This is a genomic window from Oryzisolibacter propanilivorax (genome assembly GCF_900103645.1).
GTDB lineage: Bacteria > Pseudomonadota > Gammaproteobacteria > Burkholderiales > Burkholderiaceae_C > Melaminivora > Melaminivora propanilivorax.
Genome location: NZ_FNHP01000005.1, coordinates 32,320 through 48,198, shown reverse-complemented (window position 1 = coordinate 48,198; position 15,879 = coordinate 32,320). Strand labels below are relative to the sequence as shown.

The 15,879-nt window shown below is 70.0% G+C and carries 17 protein-coding genes; 14 read left to right on the top strand and 3 right to left on the bottom strand.

The window, feature by feature from the left end; all coding sequences use genetic code 11:
- Positions 1-11: 11 nt before the first annotated feature.
- The gene (locus tag BLQ61_RS09460) at positions 12-497 is read right to left on the bottom strand and encodes a YajQ family cyclic di-GMP-binding protein (protein ID WP_091569218.1); all 486 of its coding nucleotides are present in this window, start codon (positions 495-497) and stop codon (positions 12-14) included.
- Positions 498-563: 66 nt separating this feature from the next.
- Here BLQ61_RS09460 and murB point away from each other — a divergent pair, with 66 nt between their 5' ends.
- From murB to BLQ61_RS09440, 4 genes are all read left to right on the top strand, one after another.
- Positions 564-1,628: a UDP-N-acetylmuramate dehydrogenase gene (murB, locus tag BLQ61_RS09455; protein WP_091569215.1), complete on the top strand. Its 1,065-nt coding sequence runs from the start codon at positions 564-566 to the stop codon at positions 1,626-1,628.
- A 170-nt stretch (positions 1,629-1,798) separates the two neighbouring features.
- Positions 1,799-2,671 carry a 2-keto-4-pentenoate hydratase gene (locus BLQ61_RS09450; protein ID WP_091569212.1) on the top strand — a complete coding sequence of 291 codons (873 nt, stop codon included), beginning with the start codon at positions 1,799-1,801 and terminating at the stop codon, positions 2,669-2,671.
- A 73-nt stretch (positions 2,672-2,744) separates the two neighbouring features.
- Positions 2,745-3,668 (top strand): alpha/beta hydrolase, encoded by a 924-nt coding sequence (locus BLQ61_RS09445; RefSeq protein ID WP_091569209.1) that lies wholly within the window; start codon positions 2,745-2,747, stop codon positions 3,666-3,668.
- 31 nt (positions 3,669-3,699) lie between these two features.
- Positions 3,700-4,566, top strand: coding sequence for a YbgC/FadM family acyl-CoA thioesterase (locus BLQ61_RS09440; protein ID WP_091569206.1), 867 nt, complete (start codon positions 3,700-3,702; stop codon positions 4,564-4,566).
- 86 nt (positions 4,567-4,652) lie between these two features.
- Here BLQ61_RS09440 and ygfZ read toward each other — a convergent pair whose 3' ends face one another.
- Positions 4,653-5,600: a CAF17-like 4Fe-4S cluster assembly/insertion protein YgfZ gene (gene ygfZ / locus BLQ61_RS09435; protein WP_091569834.1), complete on the bottom strand. Its 948-nt coding sequence runs from the start codon at positions 5,598-5,600 to the stop codon at positions 4,653-4,655.
- Positions 5,601-5,656: 56 nt separating this feature from the next.
- Between ygfZ and mltG the strand changes: the two genes are divergently transcribed.
- From mltG to BLQ61_RS09405, 6 genes are all read left to right on the top strand, one after another.
- Positions 5,657-6,664, top strand: a complete 1,008-nt coding sequence (gene mltG, locus BLQ61_RS09430; protein WP_091569203.1) for an endolytic transglycosylase MltG — start codon at positions 5,657-5,659, stop codon at positions 6,662-6,664.
- A complete protein-coding gene (gene tmk / locus BLQ61_RS09425; protein ID WP_091569200.1) occupies positions 6,661-7,326 on the top strand; it encodes a dTMP kinase in 666 nt (221 codons plus the stop codon). The genes mltG and tmk overlap by 4 nt, the downstream gene beginning before the upstream one ends.
- On the top strand, positions 7,323-8,330 hold the full coding sequence (locus BLQ61_RS09420) for a DNA polymerase III subunit delta' (RefSeq protein ID WP_091569198.1): 1,008 nt from the start codon (positions 7,323-7,325) through the stop codon (positions 8,328-8,330). The genes tmk and BLQ61_RS09420 overlap by 4 nt, the downstream gene beginning before the upstream one ends.
- Before the next feature lie 37 nt (positions 8,331-8,367).
- The gene (locus tag BLQ61_RS09415; protein ID WP_091569195.1) at positions 8,368-8,727 is read left to right on the top strand and encodes a PilZ domain-containing protein; all 360 of its coding nucleotides are present in this window, start codon (positions 8,368-8,370) and stop codon (positions 8,725-8,727) included.
- A gap of 64 nt (positions 8,728-8,791) precedes the next feature.
- Positions 8,792-9,604 carry a TatD family hydrolase gene (locus BLQ61_RS09410; RefSeq protein WP_091569192.1) on the top strand — a complete coding sequence of 271 codons (813 nt, stop codon included), beginning with the start codon at positions 8,792-8,794 and terminating at the stop codon, positions 9,602-9,604.
- Complete coding sequence (locus tag BLQ61_RS09405) at positions 9,601-10,272, top strand: ankyrin repeat domain-containing protein (protein ID WP_091569191.1); 672 nt, start codon at positions 9,601-9,603, stop codon at positions 10,270-10,272. The genes BLQ61_RS09410 and BLQ61_RS09405 overlap by 4 nt, the downstream gene beginning before the upstream one ends.
- Positions 10,273-10,361: 89 nt before the next feature.
- On the opposite strand, the gene msbA is transcribed toward BLQ61_RS09405, so the two are convergent.
- Positions 10,362-12,152: a lipid A export permease/ATP-binding protein MsbA gene (gene msbA / locus BLQ61_RS09400; RefSeq protein ID WP_091569189.1), complete on the bottom strand. Its 1,791-nt coding sequence runs from the start codon at positions 12,150-12,152 to the stop codon at positions 10,362-10,364.
- 129 nt (positions 12,153-12,281) lie between these two features.
- On the opposite strand from msbA, the gene tolB reads away from it, so the two are divergent.
- The 4 genes from tolB to BLQ61_RS09380 all read left to right on the top strand — a co-directional run bounded on the left by tolB (position 12,282) and on the right by BLQ61_RS09380 (position 15,839).
- Complete coding sequence (tolB, locus tag BLQ61_RS09395) at positions 12,282-13,637, top strand: Tol-Pal system beta propeller repeat protein TolB (RefSeq protein ID WP_245703953.1); 1,356 nt, start codon at positions 12,282-12,284, stop codon at positions 13,635-13,637.
- A 65-nt stretch (positions 13,638-13,702) separates the two neighbouring features.
- Positions 13,703-14,251 carry a peptidoglycan-associated lipoprotein Pal gene (pal, locus tag BLQ61_RS09390; protein ID WP_091569187.1) on the top strand — a complete coding sequence of 183 codons (549 nt, stop codon included), beginning with the start codon at positions 13,703-13,705 and terminating at the stop codon, positions 14,249-14,251.
- Positions 14,251-15,042, top strand: a complete 792-nt coding sequence (gene ybgF, locus BLQ61_RS09385) for a tol-pal system protein YbgF (RefSeq protein ID WP_175488264.1) — start codon at positions 14,251-14,253, stop codon at positions 15,040-15,042. Before pal ends, ybgF begins: the two co-directional genes overlap by 1 nt.
- Positions 15,042-15,839, top strand: coding sequence for a tRNA threonylcarbamoyladenosine dehydratase (locus tag BLQ61_RS09380; RefSeq protein WP_091569828.1), 798 nt, complete (start codon positions 15,042-15,044; stop codon positions 15,837-15,839). The genes ybgF and BLQ61_RS09380 overlap by 1 nt, the downstream gene beginning before the upstream one ends.
- Positions 15,840-15,879: the final 40 nt, after the last annotated feature.

Here is a 15,879-nt window from a genome sequence, read left to right as displayed (position 1 = left end):
TGTAAGGGTGGTCAGTCGCGGAAGTTGTCGAAGGTCAGCGGCAGGTCGGCCACGTCCTTGCGGATCAGCGCCATGGCGGCCTGCAGGTCGTCGCGCTTCGCCCCGGTCACGCGCACCTTGTCCTCCTGGATGGCGGCCTGCACCTTCATCTTGCTGTCCTTGATCAGCCGCTGGATTTTCTTGGCCTGCTCGCTGTCGATGCCGTTCTTGACCTTCACGACCTGCTTGACCTTGTCGCCCCCGATCTTTTGCGCCTTCTGCACGTCCAGGAAACGCACGTCCACGCCGCGCTTGGTCAGCTTGGCGCGCAGGATGTCCTCGACCTGCTGCAGCTGGAACTCGGCGTCGCCGAACAGGGTGATCTCCTTGTCTTTCAGCTCGACGGCGGCGGACGTGCCCTTGAAGTCGAAGCGCGTGCCGATCTCCTTGGCAGCGTTCTCCACGGCGTTCTTTACTTCAACGAAGTTGGCTTCACAGACGGTATCGAAAGAGGGCATGACTCACCTTGGGAAATGGGGGGTGCGCAGCCCGCCGGCAAAAGGGCGGGTGCGACAATCCAGGGGATGTTAGTCGAGAACAATGTCTCCCTTCAGGGCTGCAACACCTTCGGCATCGCGGCGCGCGCGCACGAGCTGGTGCGGGTGCGCTCAGTGCGGGACGTACAGGATGTGCTGGCCGACCCAAGGCTGGCGCGCATGCCGAAATTCGTGCTGGGCGGCGGCAGCAACGTGGTGCTGACCGGCGACGTGCACGCGCTGGTGCTGAAGATGGAAGTGCCGGGCCTGCGACTGTGGCAGGAGACCGAGCGCGCCTGGATCGTCGAGGCCGGCGCGGGTGAATCCTGGCACGGCGCCGTGGCCTGGACGCTGGCGCAGGGCTACCCTGGGCTGGAGAACCTGGCGCTGATCCCGGGCACCGTGGGCGCCGCGCCGGTGCAGAACATCGGCGCCTACGGCGTCGAGCTGCAGGACCGCTTCCATTCGCTGGTCGCGGTGGACTTGGAGACCGGCGAGCCGTTCGAGCTGGATGCGGCGCAGTGCGCCTTCGGCTACCGCGACTCAGTGTTCAAGCACCGCGCACCGGCGCACGACGGCGAGACGCGCGGCTTCGGCCTGGCCGGGCGCGCCGTCATCACGCACGTGCGGCTGCTGCTGCGCAAAGACTGGAAACCCGAACTGGGCTACCTGGACCTGGAGCGCAAGCGCCAGGAGTCGGGCCTCCTGCAGCCCAGCGCGCAGCAGATCTTCGACTGGGTATGCGAGGTGCGCCGCGCCAAACTGCCCGACCCGGCCGTGGTCGGCAACGCCGGCAGCTTCTTCAAGAACCCCACCGTCTCGCCCGAGCAGTGCCAAGACATCATCGCGCGCGAGCCGAAGGTGGTGCACTACCCGCTGCCCGACGGGCGCGTCAAGCTGGCCGCAGGCTGGCTGATCGACGCCTGTGGCTGGAAAGGCAAGCGCGTGGGCAAGGCCGGCGTGTACGACCGCCAGGCGCTGGTGCTGGTCAACCGCGGCACGCCCGAGGACAGCGTCACCGGCGGTGAGGTCATGACGCTGGCGCGCGCCATCCAGACCAGCGTGTACGAGCGCTTCGGCATCCGGCTGGAGCCGGAGCCGGTAGTGGTCTGACAGCACGCCACTTACTATCGATTCAATAGCTGATAGCCGTTGTAAACAAAGGGCTTGAGGCCGATTTTATTGATAACTTGGCGCAGCGGGCGTCGGTGCGCCGCAGGCTGGGCCGGACCGCTGGTTGCCGCTACGATGCAGCGCTACCACCACCCGCCAAGGAGACCCGCATGCTGCCCAAGTCCTTCCTCGCCCCGATCGCGCTGGCCCTGGGCCTGGCCGGCGCCGTGCACGCCCAGTGCCTGGACGACGCCCAGGTGGCCGAGCTGGCCGCGCGCTACGCCGCGCGCCAGCCGGCCGCCGACTTCGCCGCGCCGCTGTCGGATGCTGACGGCGCCTGCACGCGCCAGCGCCTGAACGCGCTGCTGGCCACGCGCCTGGGCCGGGTGGTGGGCTACAAGGCGGGCCTCACCAACCCGGCGGTGCAAAAGCGCTTCAACACCGACCAGCCGGTCTGGGGCGTGCTGTACGAGGGCATGATCCAGCCCAGCGGCTTCAGCACGCCGGTCGCCTTCGGCGCCCGCCCGCTGTACGAGGCCGACATGCTGGTGCGCGTCAAGGATTCCGGCATCCACCACGCGCGCACGCCGGCCGAGGTGCTGCGCCACATCGACCAGGTCATCCCCTTCATCGAGCTGCCCGATCTGATCGTGCAGACCCCGTCCAGGCTGAACGGCGCCGGCGTGGCGGCGATCAACGTCGGCGCGCGGCTGGGCGTGGCGGGCGAGCCGATCGCCGTGCCCGTCACGCGCGGCGAGCGCTACCGGCTGCTGGACGCGCTGCAGCGCATGCAGGTGCAGCTGACCAACGGCCAGGGCCAGTTGCTGGCCGAAGGGCGGGGCAGCGACATCCTGGAGCACCCTTTGAACGCCGTGGTCTGGATCGCCCAGGCGCTGCAAAAGGACGGCATCACCCTGCAGCCGGGCGACCTGGTCAGCCTGGGCTCGTTCTCGCCACTGCTGCCGCCCAGGGCCGGGCTGCAGGTCACGGCCACCTACCTCGGCCTGCCCGGCGCGCAGCCGGTGAGGGTGTCGTTCGAGTAAACCAAGGCCGTTGCATTTGCCGCCCCATCACACTTCCACTCCCGCCGATGACCTGGGCTGCCTGACGCCGCAGATGCGCGGCGTGATCCAGGGCATGCGCCGGCTGGGCCGCCCGCCGCTGCACGCCTTGCCCGTGGCGCAGGCGCGCGCCGCCTACGAGGCCGGCGCCGGCGTGCTGGAGCTGCCGCCCGCGCCGCTGGCGCAGGTGCAGGATCTGCACATCCCCGCGCGCGACGGCGCCGCGCTGCCGGCACGGCTGTACGTGCCGGGCGCCCAGGACGGCCAGCCGCTGCTGCTGTTCCTGCACGGCGGCGGCTTCACCATCGGCAGCATCGCCACGCATGACCTACTGTGCCGTGCGCTGGCGCACCAGGCCGGCTGCCGGGTGCTGTCACTGGGCTACCGGCTGGCGCCCGAGCACCGCTTTCCGACCGCATTCGAGGACAGCTGGGACGCGCTGCAGTGGCTGGCGGCGCATGCCGGCACGCTGGGCGCCGACGCCACGCGCCTGGCCGTGAGCGGCGACAGCGCCGGCGGCACGCTGGCCGCGGCCTGCGCCATCGCCGCGCGCGATGCCGGCCTGGCGCTGCGCCTGCAGCTGCTGATCTACCCCGGCACCGGCGCGCACCAGGACACGGATTCGCACCGGCGCTTCGGCCCGGCCGACATGGTCATCGGCAGCGCCGCCATCGACTGGTTCTTTGACCACTACATCGCCCCCGGCGCGGCGCGCGAGGACTGGCGCTTCGCGCCCCTGCTGGCGCCCGACCTGGACGGCGTGGCGCCCGCCTGGGTGGCGCTGGCCGAGTGCGACCCGCTGGTGGACGAGGGCATCGCCTACGCCGACCGGCTGCGCCTGGCCGGCGTGCCGGTAGACCTGGACATCTACCGCGGCGTGACGCACGAGTTCATCAAGATGGGCCGCGCCGTGCCCGAGGCGCGGCAGTTCCAGCGCGACGCGGCGCGTGCGCTGCGCGGCGCCTTCGGGCTGGACTGAAGTCCGATTTTTCTTTTCAGGAAGGCTTGCGATGCGACCCCAGGATTTCCGCTGCCACACCCGCCTGCGCGTGCGCTGGGCCGAGGTGGACGTGCAGAAAATCGTCTTCAACGCCCACTACCTGACCTACGCCGACTGCGCCCTGACCGACTACTGGCGCGCCCTGGCGCTGCCCTACGAGGCCGGCATGCAGGCGCTGGGCGGCGAGATCTATCTGAAAAAGGCCGAGGTCGAGTTCCATGCCTCGGCGCGGCTGGACGACGTATTGGATGTGGGCCTGCGCTGCGCCGCCATCGGCACCACCTCGCTCACCTTCGCCTGCGGCATTTTCGCTGGCGACCGGCTGCTGGTGACCGTGCAGCTGGTCTATGTCTTCGCCGACCCGGCCACCCAGACCAAGCGCCCGGTGCCGCCCGCGCTGCGCGCCATGCTCGAGCACTTCGAGGCCGGCGGCGAGATGGTCGAGCTGCGCACCGGCAACTGGGCGACCTTGGGCCGCGACGCCACCGCGCTGCGCATGGAGGTCTTCGTGCAGGAGCAGCAGATCGACCCGGCCATCGAGCTGGACGGCGAGGATGGGCACTGCGTGCACGCCGTCGCCTACAACCGTCTGGGCATGCCGGTGGCCACCGGTCGGCTGCTGCCCGCCCAGGACGGCGTGTCACGCATCGGCCGCATGGCGGTGCAGCGCAGCGTGCGCGGCCAGCGCTGGGGCCGGGCGGTCCTGGATGCGCTGATGCAGGCGGCACAGGCGCGCGGCGACATGGCAGTGGCGCTGCACGCGCAACGCAGCGCCGAGGATTTCTACCTGCGCGCCGGTTTCGTGCCGGAAGGGGCGGCTTTCGAGGAGGCTGGCATTGCGCACATCGGCATGCGGAGGATGCTGGACAACTCCTGATTTGATAGCTTGAGGCCTATGTGGTACCTGGGCCGGAAGGCGTTTTTGCCTTAAAGACCACCCTGGCAGCCATGCCGGCCCAGCGGTCAAATGTCTTCCAGCAGCGCATACGGCAGTGGCTGCACTGCCAGCGGCACGCCGCCCGCCTGCAGCGCCTCGCCCGCCGCCGCGATCTGTATGGCGACCAGCGCATCGAAGCCGCCTGCAGGATGAGGAGCGGCCTGTACCACCAGGCCCACCGGCTGCTCGGCGTCGTGCGTGGCGAAGACTTCGGTGCCGGGCTCCAGCGCCTGGGGCGCGTGCACCCCATACGTGCGCCGCTTGATCGCGCCACGGAACTGGCTGCGCGCCACCACCTCCTGGCCGGGGTAGCAGCCCTTCTTGAAGTTCACGCCGCCCACGGATTCGTAGTTCAGCATCTGCGGCACGAAGGCCTCGGCCACCGGCGCGGTGACGGTGGCCACGCCGCTGCGCACCTCGCTCCACAGCCACAGATCCGTGCTCAGCGGGGCGCCCTGCGGCGCGGGCGTGCCGGCGGGAGCCAGCCACAGCGCGCGCGGCTGTCCGTCGGCGGGGTAGAGCGCGACCACGCTGGCAGCGCCCGATTGCGCCAGCGTCCAGGGCGCGGCGTCCGGTGGCAGCAGCGTGCTGGCGGCGCTGCCCGTCAGGCCCTGCAGCTGGAACTCCTCGCTGGCATCGGTCAGCCTGGCCTTGGCGCGCAGCACGAACATCGACAGGCGCTTGAGCGTGCGCGCCAGCAGGTCGCGCGGGCACACCAGCAGCACCTCGTCGGCGCCGCGCTTGAAGCCGATGAAGCTGGCCAGCATGCGCCCCTTGGGCGTGAGCAGCGCCGCCAGGCGGGCGTGCCGGTCGTCCAGCAGGGCGAAGTCCTGCGTCAGCTGGCCATGCAGAAAGGCCGCCGCATCGACGCCGGCGACGCGGATCACGCCCAGGTGGGGCAGGGGGGCGACACCGTCCGGCAGGGTGCCGGCGTGGGCGGTCGTGGCGGGGGAAGGGCTCCGGGTTTCAGGCATGGCGTCCATTATCATGGCCGGCTGTTTGTCGCCGCAGCGCTGCTGCCTTTTCCCCTGTGCGCCGTCTTTTCGTTTTCCTGTTGCTGCTGGCGATCGCCGCAGGCGCCGGCGCGGCCTGGTGGCTGAATGCGCCGCTGCCGCAGCGCGCCGGCGCCGCGCCGGCCGGCCAGCCTCTGGAGCTGGCCATCGAGCCCGGCACCACGCCGCGCGGCGTGGCGCGCGCGGCGGTCGCGGCCGGGCTGGAGGTACGCCCCGAGCTGCTGTACTGGTGGTTCCGCCTGTCGCGCCAGGACCGCGAGATCCGCGCCGGCAACTACGAGATCCCCGCGGGCACCACGCCGCGCACGCTGCTGGCCAAGCTGGTGCGCGGCGACGAGGCGCTGCGCGCCGTGACGCTGGTTGAGGGCTGGAACTTCCGCCAGGTGCGCCAGGCGCTGGCGCGCGCCGAGCAGCTGCGCCCCGACACCGCCGAGTTGTCCGACCAGGCCATCATGGAACGGCTGCAGCGCCCGCAGCTGGCCCCGGAAGGGCGCTTCTTCCCGGACACCTACACCTACGCCAAGGGCAGCAGCGACTTGGCCGTGCTGCGCCGCGCGCTGCACGCCATGGACCGCCGGCTGGAGGCTGCGTGGGCGCAGCGCGCGCCGAACACGCCTTTGAAGAGCGCCGACGAGGCGCTGATCCTGGCCAGCATCGTCGAGAAGGAAACCGGCCGCGCCGAGGACCGCGCCCAGGTCGCCGGCGTGTTCAGCAACCGCCTGCGCGTGGGCATGCTGCTGCAGACCGATCCAACGGTGATCTATGGCCTGGGCGAATCGTTCGACGGCAACCTGCGCCGGCGCGACCTGACCACCGACACGCCCTACAACACCTACACCCGGGCCGGCCTGCCGCCCACGCCGATCGCCATGCCGGGCAAGGCCTCGCTGCTGGCCGCGGTGCAGCCGGCAGACACGCGCGCGCTGTACTTCGTCGCGCGCGGCGACGGCAGCAGCCACTTCAGCGAGTCGCTGGACGAGCACAACCGGGCCGTGAACCGCTACCAGCGCGGCGGCAAGCCATGAGCGCCGGCCTGTTCATCACCTTCGAGGGCATCGACGGCGCGGGCAAGTCGTCGCACATCGACACGCTGGCGCAGGCCTTTCGGGCCGCCGGCCGGCTGGTGACGCTGACGCGCGAGCCCGGCGGCACGCCGTTGGCCGAAAAACTGCGCCAGCTGCTGCTGCACGACGCCATGGATGCGCTGACCGAGGTGCTGCTGGTCTTCGCCGCCCGGCGCGACCATCTGCGCACCGTCATCGAGCCGGCGCTGGCGCGCGGCGCGGTGGTGCTGTGCGACCGCTTCACCGATGCCACCTTCGCCTACCAGGGCGCGGGGCGCGGATTCGATCTGGGCGTGCTATCACAACTGGAGCAACTGGTCCAGTATATTCAAGGGCCGGAGGCCGATTTCATGCGCAACCCGGACATGACGCTGTGGTTCGACGTGGCGCCGCACATCGCCGCCGAGCGCTTGGCGGCGGCGCGCGCGCCGGACCGGTTCGAGGCCGAGCCGCTGGCGTTTTTCACCCGCGTCGCCGCCGGCTACGCCGACCGCGCGCGGCAGGCGCCGGCGCGCTTCGCGCGCATCGACGCCGCCCATCCGCCAGCGCAGGTGGCGGCGCAGGTGCTGGCCGAGGTGGCGGCGCGCGGCTGGCTGCCCGCAGCGCGGGACTCGGCGGCATGAGCGGTGCGCGCGCGGCCGTCGCCCCCTGGATCGCCCACCAGCGCGACCAATTGCTGGCCCAGCGCGGTCATGCCTGGCTGCTGCACGGACCGGCCGGTCTGGGCCAGGATACCCTGGCGCTGGAACTGGTGCGCGCCTGGCTGTGCGATGCGCCCACGCCGCAGGGCGCTTGCGGGCAGTGCGCCAGTTGCCACGGCATCGATGTGCGCACCCATGCCGACCTGTGCGTGCTGATGCCCGAGACCACGGCGCTCGCCCTGGGGTGGCCGCTGCCGGAAAAGGCCCAGGCCGACATCGACGACAAGAAGCGCAAGCCCAGCCGCGAGATCCGCGTCGAGGCCATGCGCGACGCGGTCGAGTTCGCCCAGCGCACCAGCAGCCGCGGGCGCGGCAAGGCGGTGCTGGTGTACCCGGCCGAGCAGATGAACCATGTCACCGCCAACGCGCTGCTCAAGACCCTGGAGGAGCCGCCTGGCGATGTGCGCTTCGTGCTGGCCACCGAGGCCGCGCACGCGCTGCTGCCCACCATCCGCAGCCGCTGCCTAGCGCACACCATGGCCTGGCCTGGCGAGCCCGCCATGCTGCAGTGGCTGCAGCAGCAGGGCGTGGCGGCGGATGCCGCCGGCGCCTGGCTGCGCGCCGCCGGCGGGCGCCCGCACGAGGCGCTGGCGCTGTCGCGCTCCGGCCGCGACGCCGCCGCCTGGGCGCTGATTCCGAAGGCGCTGGCGCGCGGCGACACCGGCGCGCTGGCCGAGCTGGCACCGCCGCAGGCCGTTCAGGTGCTGCAAAAGCTCTGCCACGATCTGCTGGCGCGGCATGTCGGCGCGCCGCCGCGTTTCTTCGCGCCGACCGACTTGCCGCCGGCTGCCAGCCTTGCCGCGCTCACGCGCTGGTCGCGCGCACTGGTGCAGCACGCGCGCACCGCCGATCACCCGTTCAACGCCGGGTTGATGCTGGAGGCGCTGGCGGCGCAGGCGCAGCACGCCATAAACTCGCGCTCCTGACCCGGCGCGGCGGCGCCACTCCACCAGAAAGGCCGGCATGGGCAGCACTTCATCGGCTCCGCGTCCCAGCGTGATGCAGCTGAACATCAAGGAAAAGGCGGCGCTGTACGCCGCCTACATTCCGTTTTTCGAATGCGGCGGCATCTTCGTGCCCACCCCGCGCGAGTACCGCCTGGGCGACGATGTGTACGTGCTGCTGAGCCTGCCCGATGATCCGCAGCGCTACCCGGTAGCCGGCCGCGTGGCCTGGGTGACGCCGGCACGCGCCGCCGGCAACCGCACGCAGGGCGTGGGCATCCAGTTCCCCAACGACGACAAGTCGCGCCAGCTGCGCCACAGGATCGAGGAGATCCTGGGCAGCAGCCTGGCGTCGGACCGGCCCACGCAGACCATCTGATCGGCGCCTTTCTTCCCCTGCCGCCCCGCGCTGTCCGGGCGTGGCGCTTCCCCTTCGTTGCTTCATGTTCGTCGATTCGCACTGCCACCTGAACTTTCCCGAGCTGCGCGGCCAGCTGCCCGCCATCCGCCAGGCCATGGCCGAGGCCGGCGTGGACCGCGCGCTGTGCATCTGCACCACCATGGAGGAGTTCGACGACGTGCACGCGCTGGCCACGCAGCACGACAACTTCTGGGCCACCGTGGGCGTGCACCCGGACACGGAAAACCTGGCCGAGCCCGGCGTGCAGGACCTGGTGCAGCGCGCCCGCCTGCCGCGCGTGGTGGCCATCGGCGAAACCGGGCTGGACTACTACGGCATGGAAGACCGCAAGGGCGGGCGCAGCGTTGCCGACCTGGAGTGGCAGCGCGAGCGCTTTCGCACCCACATCCGCGCAGCGCGCGAGGTGCAGCGGCCGCTGGTCATCCACACCCGCAGCGCCTCGGCCGACACCCTGGCCATCCTGCGCGAGGAGGGCGAGGACGGCGCGGGCAACCGCGCCGGCGGCGTGTTCCACTGCTTCACGGAAACCGCCGAGGTGGCGCGCGCCGCGCTCGACCTGGGCTACTACATCTCGTTTTCCGGCATCGTGACGTTCAAGAACGCCCAGGATCTGCGCGATGTGGCCGCCTTCGTGCCGCTGGACCGGTTGCTGATCGAGACTGACAGTCCTTACCTGGCGCCGGTGCCGTACCGCGGCAAGGTCAACAGCCCAGCCTATGTGCCGCATGTGGCGCGGCAGCTGGCGCAGGTGCGCCAGATGCCGGTGGAAGACATCGCATTTGCAACCAGTCGCAACTTCGAACGGCTGTTCCTGCAGCAGGAGCAAGCCGCATGACGCAGCGCCGCACCCTGATCCTGGCCGCCCTGGCCGTGGCCACGTCCTCCTGCGCCCATGCCAGCGCCCACGACGATTTCTTTCGCGCCATCGAGCTGGACCAGGCGCCGCAGATCAACGCACTGCTGCGCCGCGGTTTCGACCCGAACACGCGTGATGCCAAGGGTGCCCCTGCTCTGGTACTGGCGCTGCACTCGGAGTCCTACCAGGCAGCGCTGGCGCTGGCCCAGGCGCGCGGCCTGCAGGTGAATGCGCGCAATGCCAAAGGCGAGACCGCGCTGATGATGGCCGCGTTGCGCGGGCGCATGGACATCGCGCGCGCGTTGATCACGCGCGGCGCCGATGTGAACCAGGAGGGCTGGGCGCCGCTGCACTACGCCGCCTCCAGCACCGCCGACAGCGCCACCGACATGACGGCGCTGCTGCTGGAGCACCATGCCTACATCGACGCCACGTCGCCCAATGGCACCACGCCCTTGATGATGGCGGTGCGCTACGGCAAGTCCGACGTCGCGCTGCAGCTGGTGCGCGCAGGGGCCGATCCGGCGGTGCGCAACGAGCGCGGCCTGGGCGCGCTGGAATTCGCGCGCCAGGCCGGGCGCGACGACATGGTGGACCTGATCACCCAGGCGCTGCGCCGGCGCCAGCCAGCGCGCCGGCAGTGGTAGCAGACAGCGCACCACCAGCTGCCCATTTCAAGCCAAAAGTGCCTCCAGCCCTTATGGAACAAGGGCGTTCAGCTATTGTTTGAGTAGCATCAGGCGCCGCTGGGCCGCGTCTGCAGGCGCGCATACAGCCCGCCCAGCGCCATCAGCTCGGCGTGCGTGCCCTGCTCGGCGATGCGCCCGCGCTCCATCACCACCACCCGGTCGGCATGCTCGATGGTCGACAGCCGGTGCGCGATGACCAGGGTGGTGCGGCCCTGCATCAGGCGCTGCAGCGCGTCCTGCACCAGGCGCTCGGACTCGGTGTCCAGCGCCGACGTGGCCTCGTCCAGGATCAGGATGGGTGCGTCCTTGTACAGCGCGCGCGCGATCGCCAGGCGCTGGCGCTGGCCGCCCGACAGCTGCGTGGCGTTGTGCCCGACCACGGTATGCATGCCTTGCGGCAGCGCGGCGATGTGCTCGGCCAGGTTGGCGGCCACCAGGCAGGCCCGGACACGCTCCTCGTCGATGGTGCCGCCCAGCGCCACGTTGGCGGCGATGCTGGCGTTGAACATCACCACGTCCTGGCTGACCAGGGCGAACTGGGCGCGCAGCGACAGCAGATCCCAGTCGGGCAGTGCCACGCCGTCCAGCAGCACCCGGCCTGCGCTGGGGTCGAGAAAGCGCGGTAGCAGGTTCACCAGCGTGGTCTTGCCAGCGCCCGAGGGGCCGACCAGCGCCACCACCTCACCGGGGCGGATGGCCAGCGACAGGCCGTGCAGCGCGCGCGTCTCGCCTTCGGCGCCGAACGCCACCGACACATCCTGCAGTTCGATGGCGCCCACGGCGCGCGGCGCGGCGTGCGCGCCGCTGCTCTCGGGCTGCGCCTGGCCCAGCAGCAGCAGGCCACGCTCCAGCGCCGCGACACCGCGCGTGATCGGGTTGGCCACGTCGGCCAGGCGGCGGATGGGCGCGATCAGCATCAGCATGGCGGCGATGAACGAGGCGAAGCCGCCCACCGTCACATCACTGGCCGCCGCGCCGGCGCTGCCGTGGCTTTGCCACAGCGCGATCACGATCACCGCCGACAGCGCGCCGGCCGCCAGCAGCTGCGTGGTGGGCGTCATCGCGGCCGAAGCAATGGTCGACTTGATCGCCAGGCGGCGCAGCTGGCGGCTGAGCACGCCGAAGCGCTCGGCCTGTTGGGCGTGCGCGCCGTGCAGCCGCACCATGCGGTGCGCCAGCACGTTTTCCTCCACCACGTAGGCCAGGTCGTCCGTGGCCTGCTGGCTGGTCTTGGTGATGCGGTACAGGCGGCGCGACAGGGTCTTCATGATCCAGGCCACGCCCGGCACCATGACGGCGACGATCAGCGTCAGCTGCCAGTTCAGGTAGATCAGGTACCCCAGCAGCGCGATCAGCGTGAAGCCGTCGCGCGACAGGCCCATCAGCGCCTGCACCAACGCGGTGAAGCCGGTCTGCACCTCGTACACCACGGTGTTGGACAGCGTGCTGGCGGACTGACGCGCGAACAGCTCCATGCGCGCCACCATCAGCCGCTCGAACAGCGCCGTGCGCAGGCGCAGCATGCCCTCGTTGGCGATGCGCGCCAGTGCGTACTGGCCGGAGAACTGTGCCACGCCGCGCACCAGAAACACGCCGATGATGGCCACCGGCACCATCCACAGCTGCAGCGAGCCGTCGGTGAAGCCCTGGTCGAGCAGCGGCTTGAGCAGGGCAGGAATCAGGGGTTCGGTGGCGGCCCCCACCAGCGTGGCCAGCACCGCCAGGGTCCAGGCCAGGCGTTGATGGCCGAAATACACGTGCAGGCGTTTCAGGCGCGCCAGCAGCGAAAGCGGCGGCGCGGCGGGGGCCTGCGCGGCGCTATGATTCTTGTCTTGCATGGAGGGCGGATTCTACGGACGCGGCCTGGCACAGTTTGTCACGCCCACTGCTGCGCAATGTGTAACATCCCCGGCTCTGTTGTCCCGCCCCTGACCGTATTGCTGCATTCGATGGATCCACAGACGCCCATGCGTATCGACCGTATTTCTTCCTCCGCTTCCGCCTCCCCGTCTTCTGGCACCGACGTTCCCTCCCAGCCCGCTTCCTTCGCGACCCTGTCGCGGCGCGGTGCAGCGCTGGCACTGGCCGCTGGTTGCAGCCTGCCGACGCTGGCGCAGTTCCGCGTGGAGATCACCGGCGTCGGCCTGACGCAGCTGCCCATCGCGCTGGCGCCGTTCCGCGGCGAGGCGCAGGCGCCGCAGAAGATCTCGGCCATCGTCCAAGCCGACCTGGAGCGCAGCGGCCGCTTCGTCGGTGTCGATGCCTCGGGCGTGGCGCTGGACGAGGGTTCGCGCCCCGACCTGGCGCTGTGGCGCCAGCGCAAGGCCGACGCGCTGACGTCGGGCAGCATCACGCGCCTGGCCGATGGCCGCTATGACGTGCGGTTCCGTCTGTGGGACGTGGTCAAGGGCCAGGACCTGGGCGGCCAGAGTTTCGTCGTCACGCAGGCTGACCTGCGGCTGGTGGCGCACCGCATCTCCGATTTCATCTACGAAAAGCTCACTGGTGAGCGTGGCGTGTTCTCCACGCGCATCGCCTACGTGACCAAGGTGGGCTCGCGCTACAGCCTGTGGGTGGCGGACTCGGATGGCGAGAACGCGCAGTCGGCGCTGTCCAGCCCCGAGCCCATCATCTCGCCAGCCTGGTCGCCCACCGGCACGCAGCTGGCCTATGTGTCGTTCGAGTCGCGCAAGCCGGTGGTCTATGTGCATGACGTTTCCACGGGCCGGCGCCGGCTGATCGCGAACTTCCGTGGCTCCAACAGCGCACCCGCTTGGTCGCCGGATGGCAACACGCTGGCGGTGACGCTGAGTCGCGACGGCGGCTCGCAGCTCTACACCATCAACGCCAACGGCGGCGAGCCGCGCCGGCTGATGCAAAGCAGCGGTATCGACACCGAGCCGGTGTTCTCCAGCGACGGGCGCAGCATTTATTTCGTCAGCGACCGCGGCGGCTCGCCGCAGATCTACCGGGTCGGCGCCAGCGGCGGCGGCGCCGAACGCGTGACCTTCCAGGGCTCCTACAACATTTCCCCTGCGGTCAGCGCGGACGGGCAGTGGTTGGCCTACATCTCGCGCACCGGGGGAGGCTACAAACTGCACGTCATGGACCTGAAATCGGGCACGGCCACCGCCGTGACCGACACGACGGCCGACGAAAATCCCAGCTTCGCGCCCAACAGCCGCCTGGTGGTGTATGCCACCAAGCAGCAGGGCCGGGATGCACTCATGACCACGACGCTGGACGGCAAGATCAAGGCACGTCTGGCCGGGCAGGGCGGCGATATCCGCGAACCCGACTGGGGTCCGTTTACCAAACAGTGATTTTTCCTTCGGTTCTCTCTGTTTTTACCAACAACCATTTCCTTAATTACTTCAGGAGTGTCCAGATGATTGCCTTCCCCCTCAAGCGCGTGTCCGCCGCGTTCGCCATCGCTGCCCTCGTGGCAGGCTGCAGCTCCGGCGTCAAGCTGGATGACGTGCCGGTGGAAGACCGTGGCGCGATGTCGACCGCTCCCAACCCCGGCGCCAATTCCGGCAGCATGGGCCAGAGCGGCGTGGCGCCGGTGGACCTGTCGCAGTCCGCGCAGAACGCCGGTGGCCCGGTGGGGGTGGAGCGCATCGTGTACTTCGACTTCGACAGCTTCGTCGTCAAGCCCGAGTACCAGTCGCTGCTGGAAGGCCACGCCCGTTACCTGAAGGCTGCGCCTGCGCGCAAGGTCATGATCGAGGGCCACACTGACGAGCGCGGTGGTCGCGAGTACAACCTCGCCCTGGGCCAGAAGCGTGCCGAGGCCGTGCGCCGTTCGCTGGCACTGCTGGGCGTGGGCGATGCGCAGATGGAAGCCGTCAGCTTCGGCAAGGAAAAGCCTGCGATTTCGGGGCATGGTGAGGACGCGCACTCGCAAAACCGCCGCGCCGAACTGACGTACCGCTGATGGCACGCACACGCGTTGCGATGGCACGGCCGCGCACGGCCGCGCTGGCGGCCGTGTTCGCCGCCGCATTGTCATGGGCAGGCCCCAGCTATGCGCTGTTCGAGGACGAAGAGGCGCGCCGAGCGATCCTCGAGCTGCGCCAGCGGGTGGATGCCCTCAACCAAAGCAGCCAGCGCGCAGGCGAGCGGGCCGGCGACGAGGTCTCGCAGCTGCGCCGCAGCCTGCTGGACCTGCAGTCGCAGATCGAGGCGCTGCGCACCGAGCAGGCGTTGCTGCGTGGCCAGAACGAGCAGTTGCTGCGCGACGTGGCCGACCTGCAGCGGCGCCAGAAGGACATCGCGCAGGGCGTGGACGAACGTCTGCGGCAGTTCGAGCCGGTCAAGGTCACGGTGGACGGCCGCGAGTTCCAAGTCGATCCCAACGAGCGGCGCGACTACGAGGCGGCCCTTGCGGTGTTCCGCACCGGCAAGTTCGCCGAAGCCGTACCGGCATTCGGCAACTTCCTGCGGCAGTACCCGCAGTCGGGCTATGCGTCCTCGGCCCGCTTCTGGCTGGGAAATGCGCAGTACGCTACGCGCGACTACAAGGAAGCCATTGGCAACTTCAAGTCGCTGCTGGCCAGCGCACCGGACCATGCCCGTGCGCCGGAAGCCGCGCTGTCCATCGCCAATTGCCAGATCGAGCTGAAGGACACGCGCGCCGCGCGCAAGACGCTCGAAGATCTGATCCGCAGCTATCCGCAATCCGAGGCAGCCTCGGCCGCCAAGGAGCGGCTGGCGCGGCTCAAGTGATCGAAGCGCCTGCAGCCGCTGACGAGGAGCGGCGCTTTGGCGGCCTGGCGCGCCTGTACGGCGTACCAGGCGCCGAGGCGCTGCGCGCCGCACATGTCGCGGTGGTCGGTATTGGTGGCGTCGGCTCCTGGGCGGCCGAGGCCCTTGCGCGCAGTGGGGTGGGTCGCCTGACCCTGATCGACCTCGATCAGGTCGCCGAATCCAACGTCAACCGTCAAGTGCACGCGTTGACGCCGACCTTGGGTCAGGCCAAGGTGCAGGCCATGGCGGAGCGCATCGCCTTGATCCAGCCTTCCTGCAAAGTGCAATGCGTGGAGGATTTCGTCGATCCGGATAACTGGCCATCCGTACTGTCGTCGGGCGTGCAGGCCGTGATCGACGCATGCGACCAAGTGCGCGCCAAGACGGCCATGGCGGCGTGGGCGCTGCGCACGCGCCTGCCGTTCGTTGCTGTCGGCGCAGCGGGTGGCAAACGGCTGGCGCATCGCGTGGACGTGGATGACCTGGCGCAGGCTACCCATGACCCGCTGCTGGCGCGTCTGCGCTACCAATTGCGCCGCGAGCACGGTGCGGCGCAGGGCGGAAAGCGTATCGGGGTGGCCTGCGTCTTCAGCCGCGAGCCCGTGGCGCCGCCCCATGCTTCCTGTGAGCTGCCTGCAGGTGACGGATCGCTCAACTGCCACGGCTATGGTTCCACCGTTGCTGTGACCGCTGCCTTTGGCATGTGTGCCGCAGGCTGGCTGATGGAGCGCATCGCGGCTTCGGCTGCTGCGAAAGCGGAAGTGGTCAAAATTTGATGCTAGAATCTGCGGCTTCGCTGGCCTGTCAGCGAGCTTT

Excerpts from the sequence above, each read along its gene's own strand:
- tolB (WP_245703953.1), top strand. The coding sequence starts at position 12,282 with ATGCGTATCGACCGTATTTCTTCCTCCGCTTCCGCCTCCCCGTCTTCT.
- BLQ61_RS09445 (WP_091569209.1), top strand. The coding sequence starts at position 2,745 with ATGCGCGGCGTGATCCAGGGCATGCGCCGGCTGGGCCGCCCGCCGCTG.
- BLQ61_RS09440 (WP_091569206.1), top strand. The coding sequence starts at position 3,700 with ATGCGACCCCAGGATTTCCGCTGCCACACCCGCCTGCGCGTGCGCTGG.
- BLQ61_RS09410 (WP_091569192.1), top strand. The coding sequence starts at position 8,792 with ATGTTCGTCGATTCGCACTGCCACCTGAACTTTCCCGAGCTGCGCGGC.
- BLQ61_RS09450 (WP_091569212.1), top strand. The coding sequence starts at position 1,799 with ATGCTGCCCAAGTCCTTCCTCGCCCCGATCGCGCTGGCCCTGGGCCTG.
- msbA (WP_091569189.1), bottom strand. The coding sequence starts at position 12,152 with ATGCAAGACAAGAATCATAGCGCCGCGCAGGCCCCCGCCGCGCCGCCG.
- BLQ61_RS09405 (WP_091569191.1), top strand. The coding sequence starts at position 9,601 with ATGACGCAGCGCCGCACCCTGATCCTGGCCGCCCTGGCCGTGGCCACG.
- ygfZ (WP_091569834.1), bottom strand. The coding sequence starts at position 5,600 with ATGCCTGAAACCCGGAGCCCTTCCCCCGCCACGACCGCCCACGCCGGC.
- BLQ61_RS09420 (WP_091569198.1), top strand. The coding sequence starts at position 7,323 with ATGAGCGGTGCGCGCGCGGCCGTCGCCCCCTGGATCGCCCACCAGCGC.
- murB (WP_091569215.1), top strand. The coding sequence starts at position 564 with ATGTTAGTCGAGAACAATGTCTCCCTTCAGGGCTGCAACACCTTCGGC.
- BLQ61_RS09415 (WP_091569195.1), top strand. The coding sequence starts at position 8,368 with ATGGGCAGCACTTCATCGGCTCCGCGTCCCAGCGTGATGCAGCTGAAC.
- ybgF (WP_175488264.1), top strand. The coding sequence starts at position 14,251 with ATGGCACGCACACGCGTTGCGATGGCACGGCCGCGCACGGCCGCGCTG.
- BLQ61_RS09460 (WP_091569218.1), bottom strand. The coding sequence starts at position 497 with ATGCCCTCTTTCGATACCGTCTGTGAAGCCAACTTCGTTGAAGTAAAG.
- pal (WP_091569187.1), top strand. The coding sequence starts at position 13,703 with ATGATTGCCTTCCCCCTCAAGCGCGTGTCCGCCGCGTTCGCCATCGCT.
- tmk (WP_091569200.1), top strand. The coding sequence starts at position 6,661 with ATGAGCGCCGGCCTGTTCATCACCTTCGAGGGCATCGACGGCGCGGGC.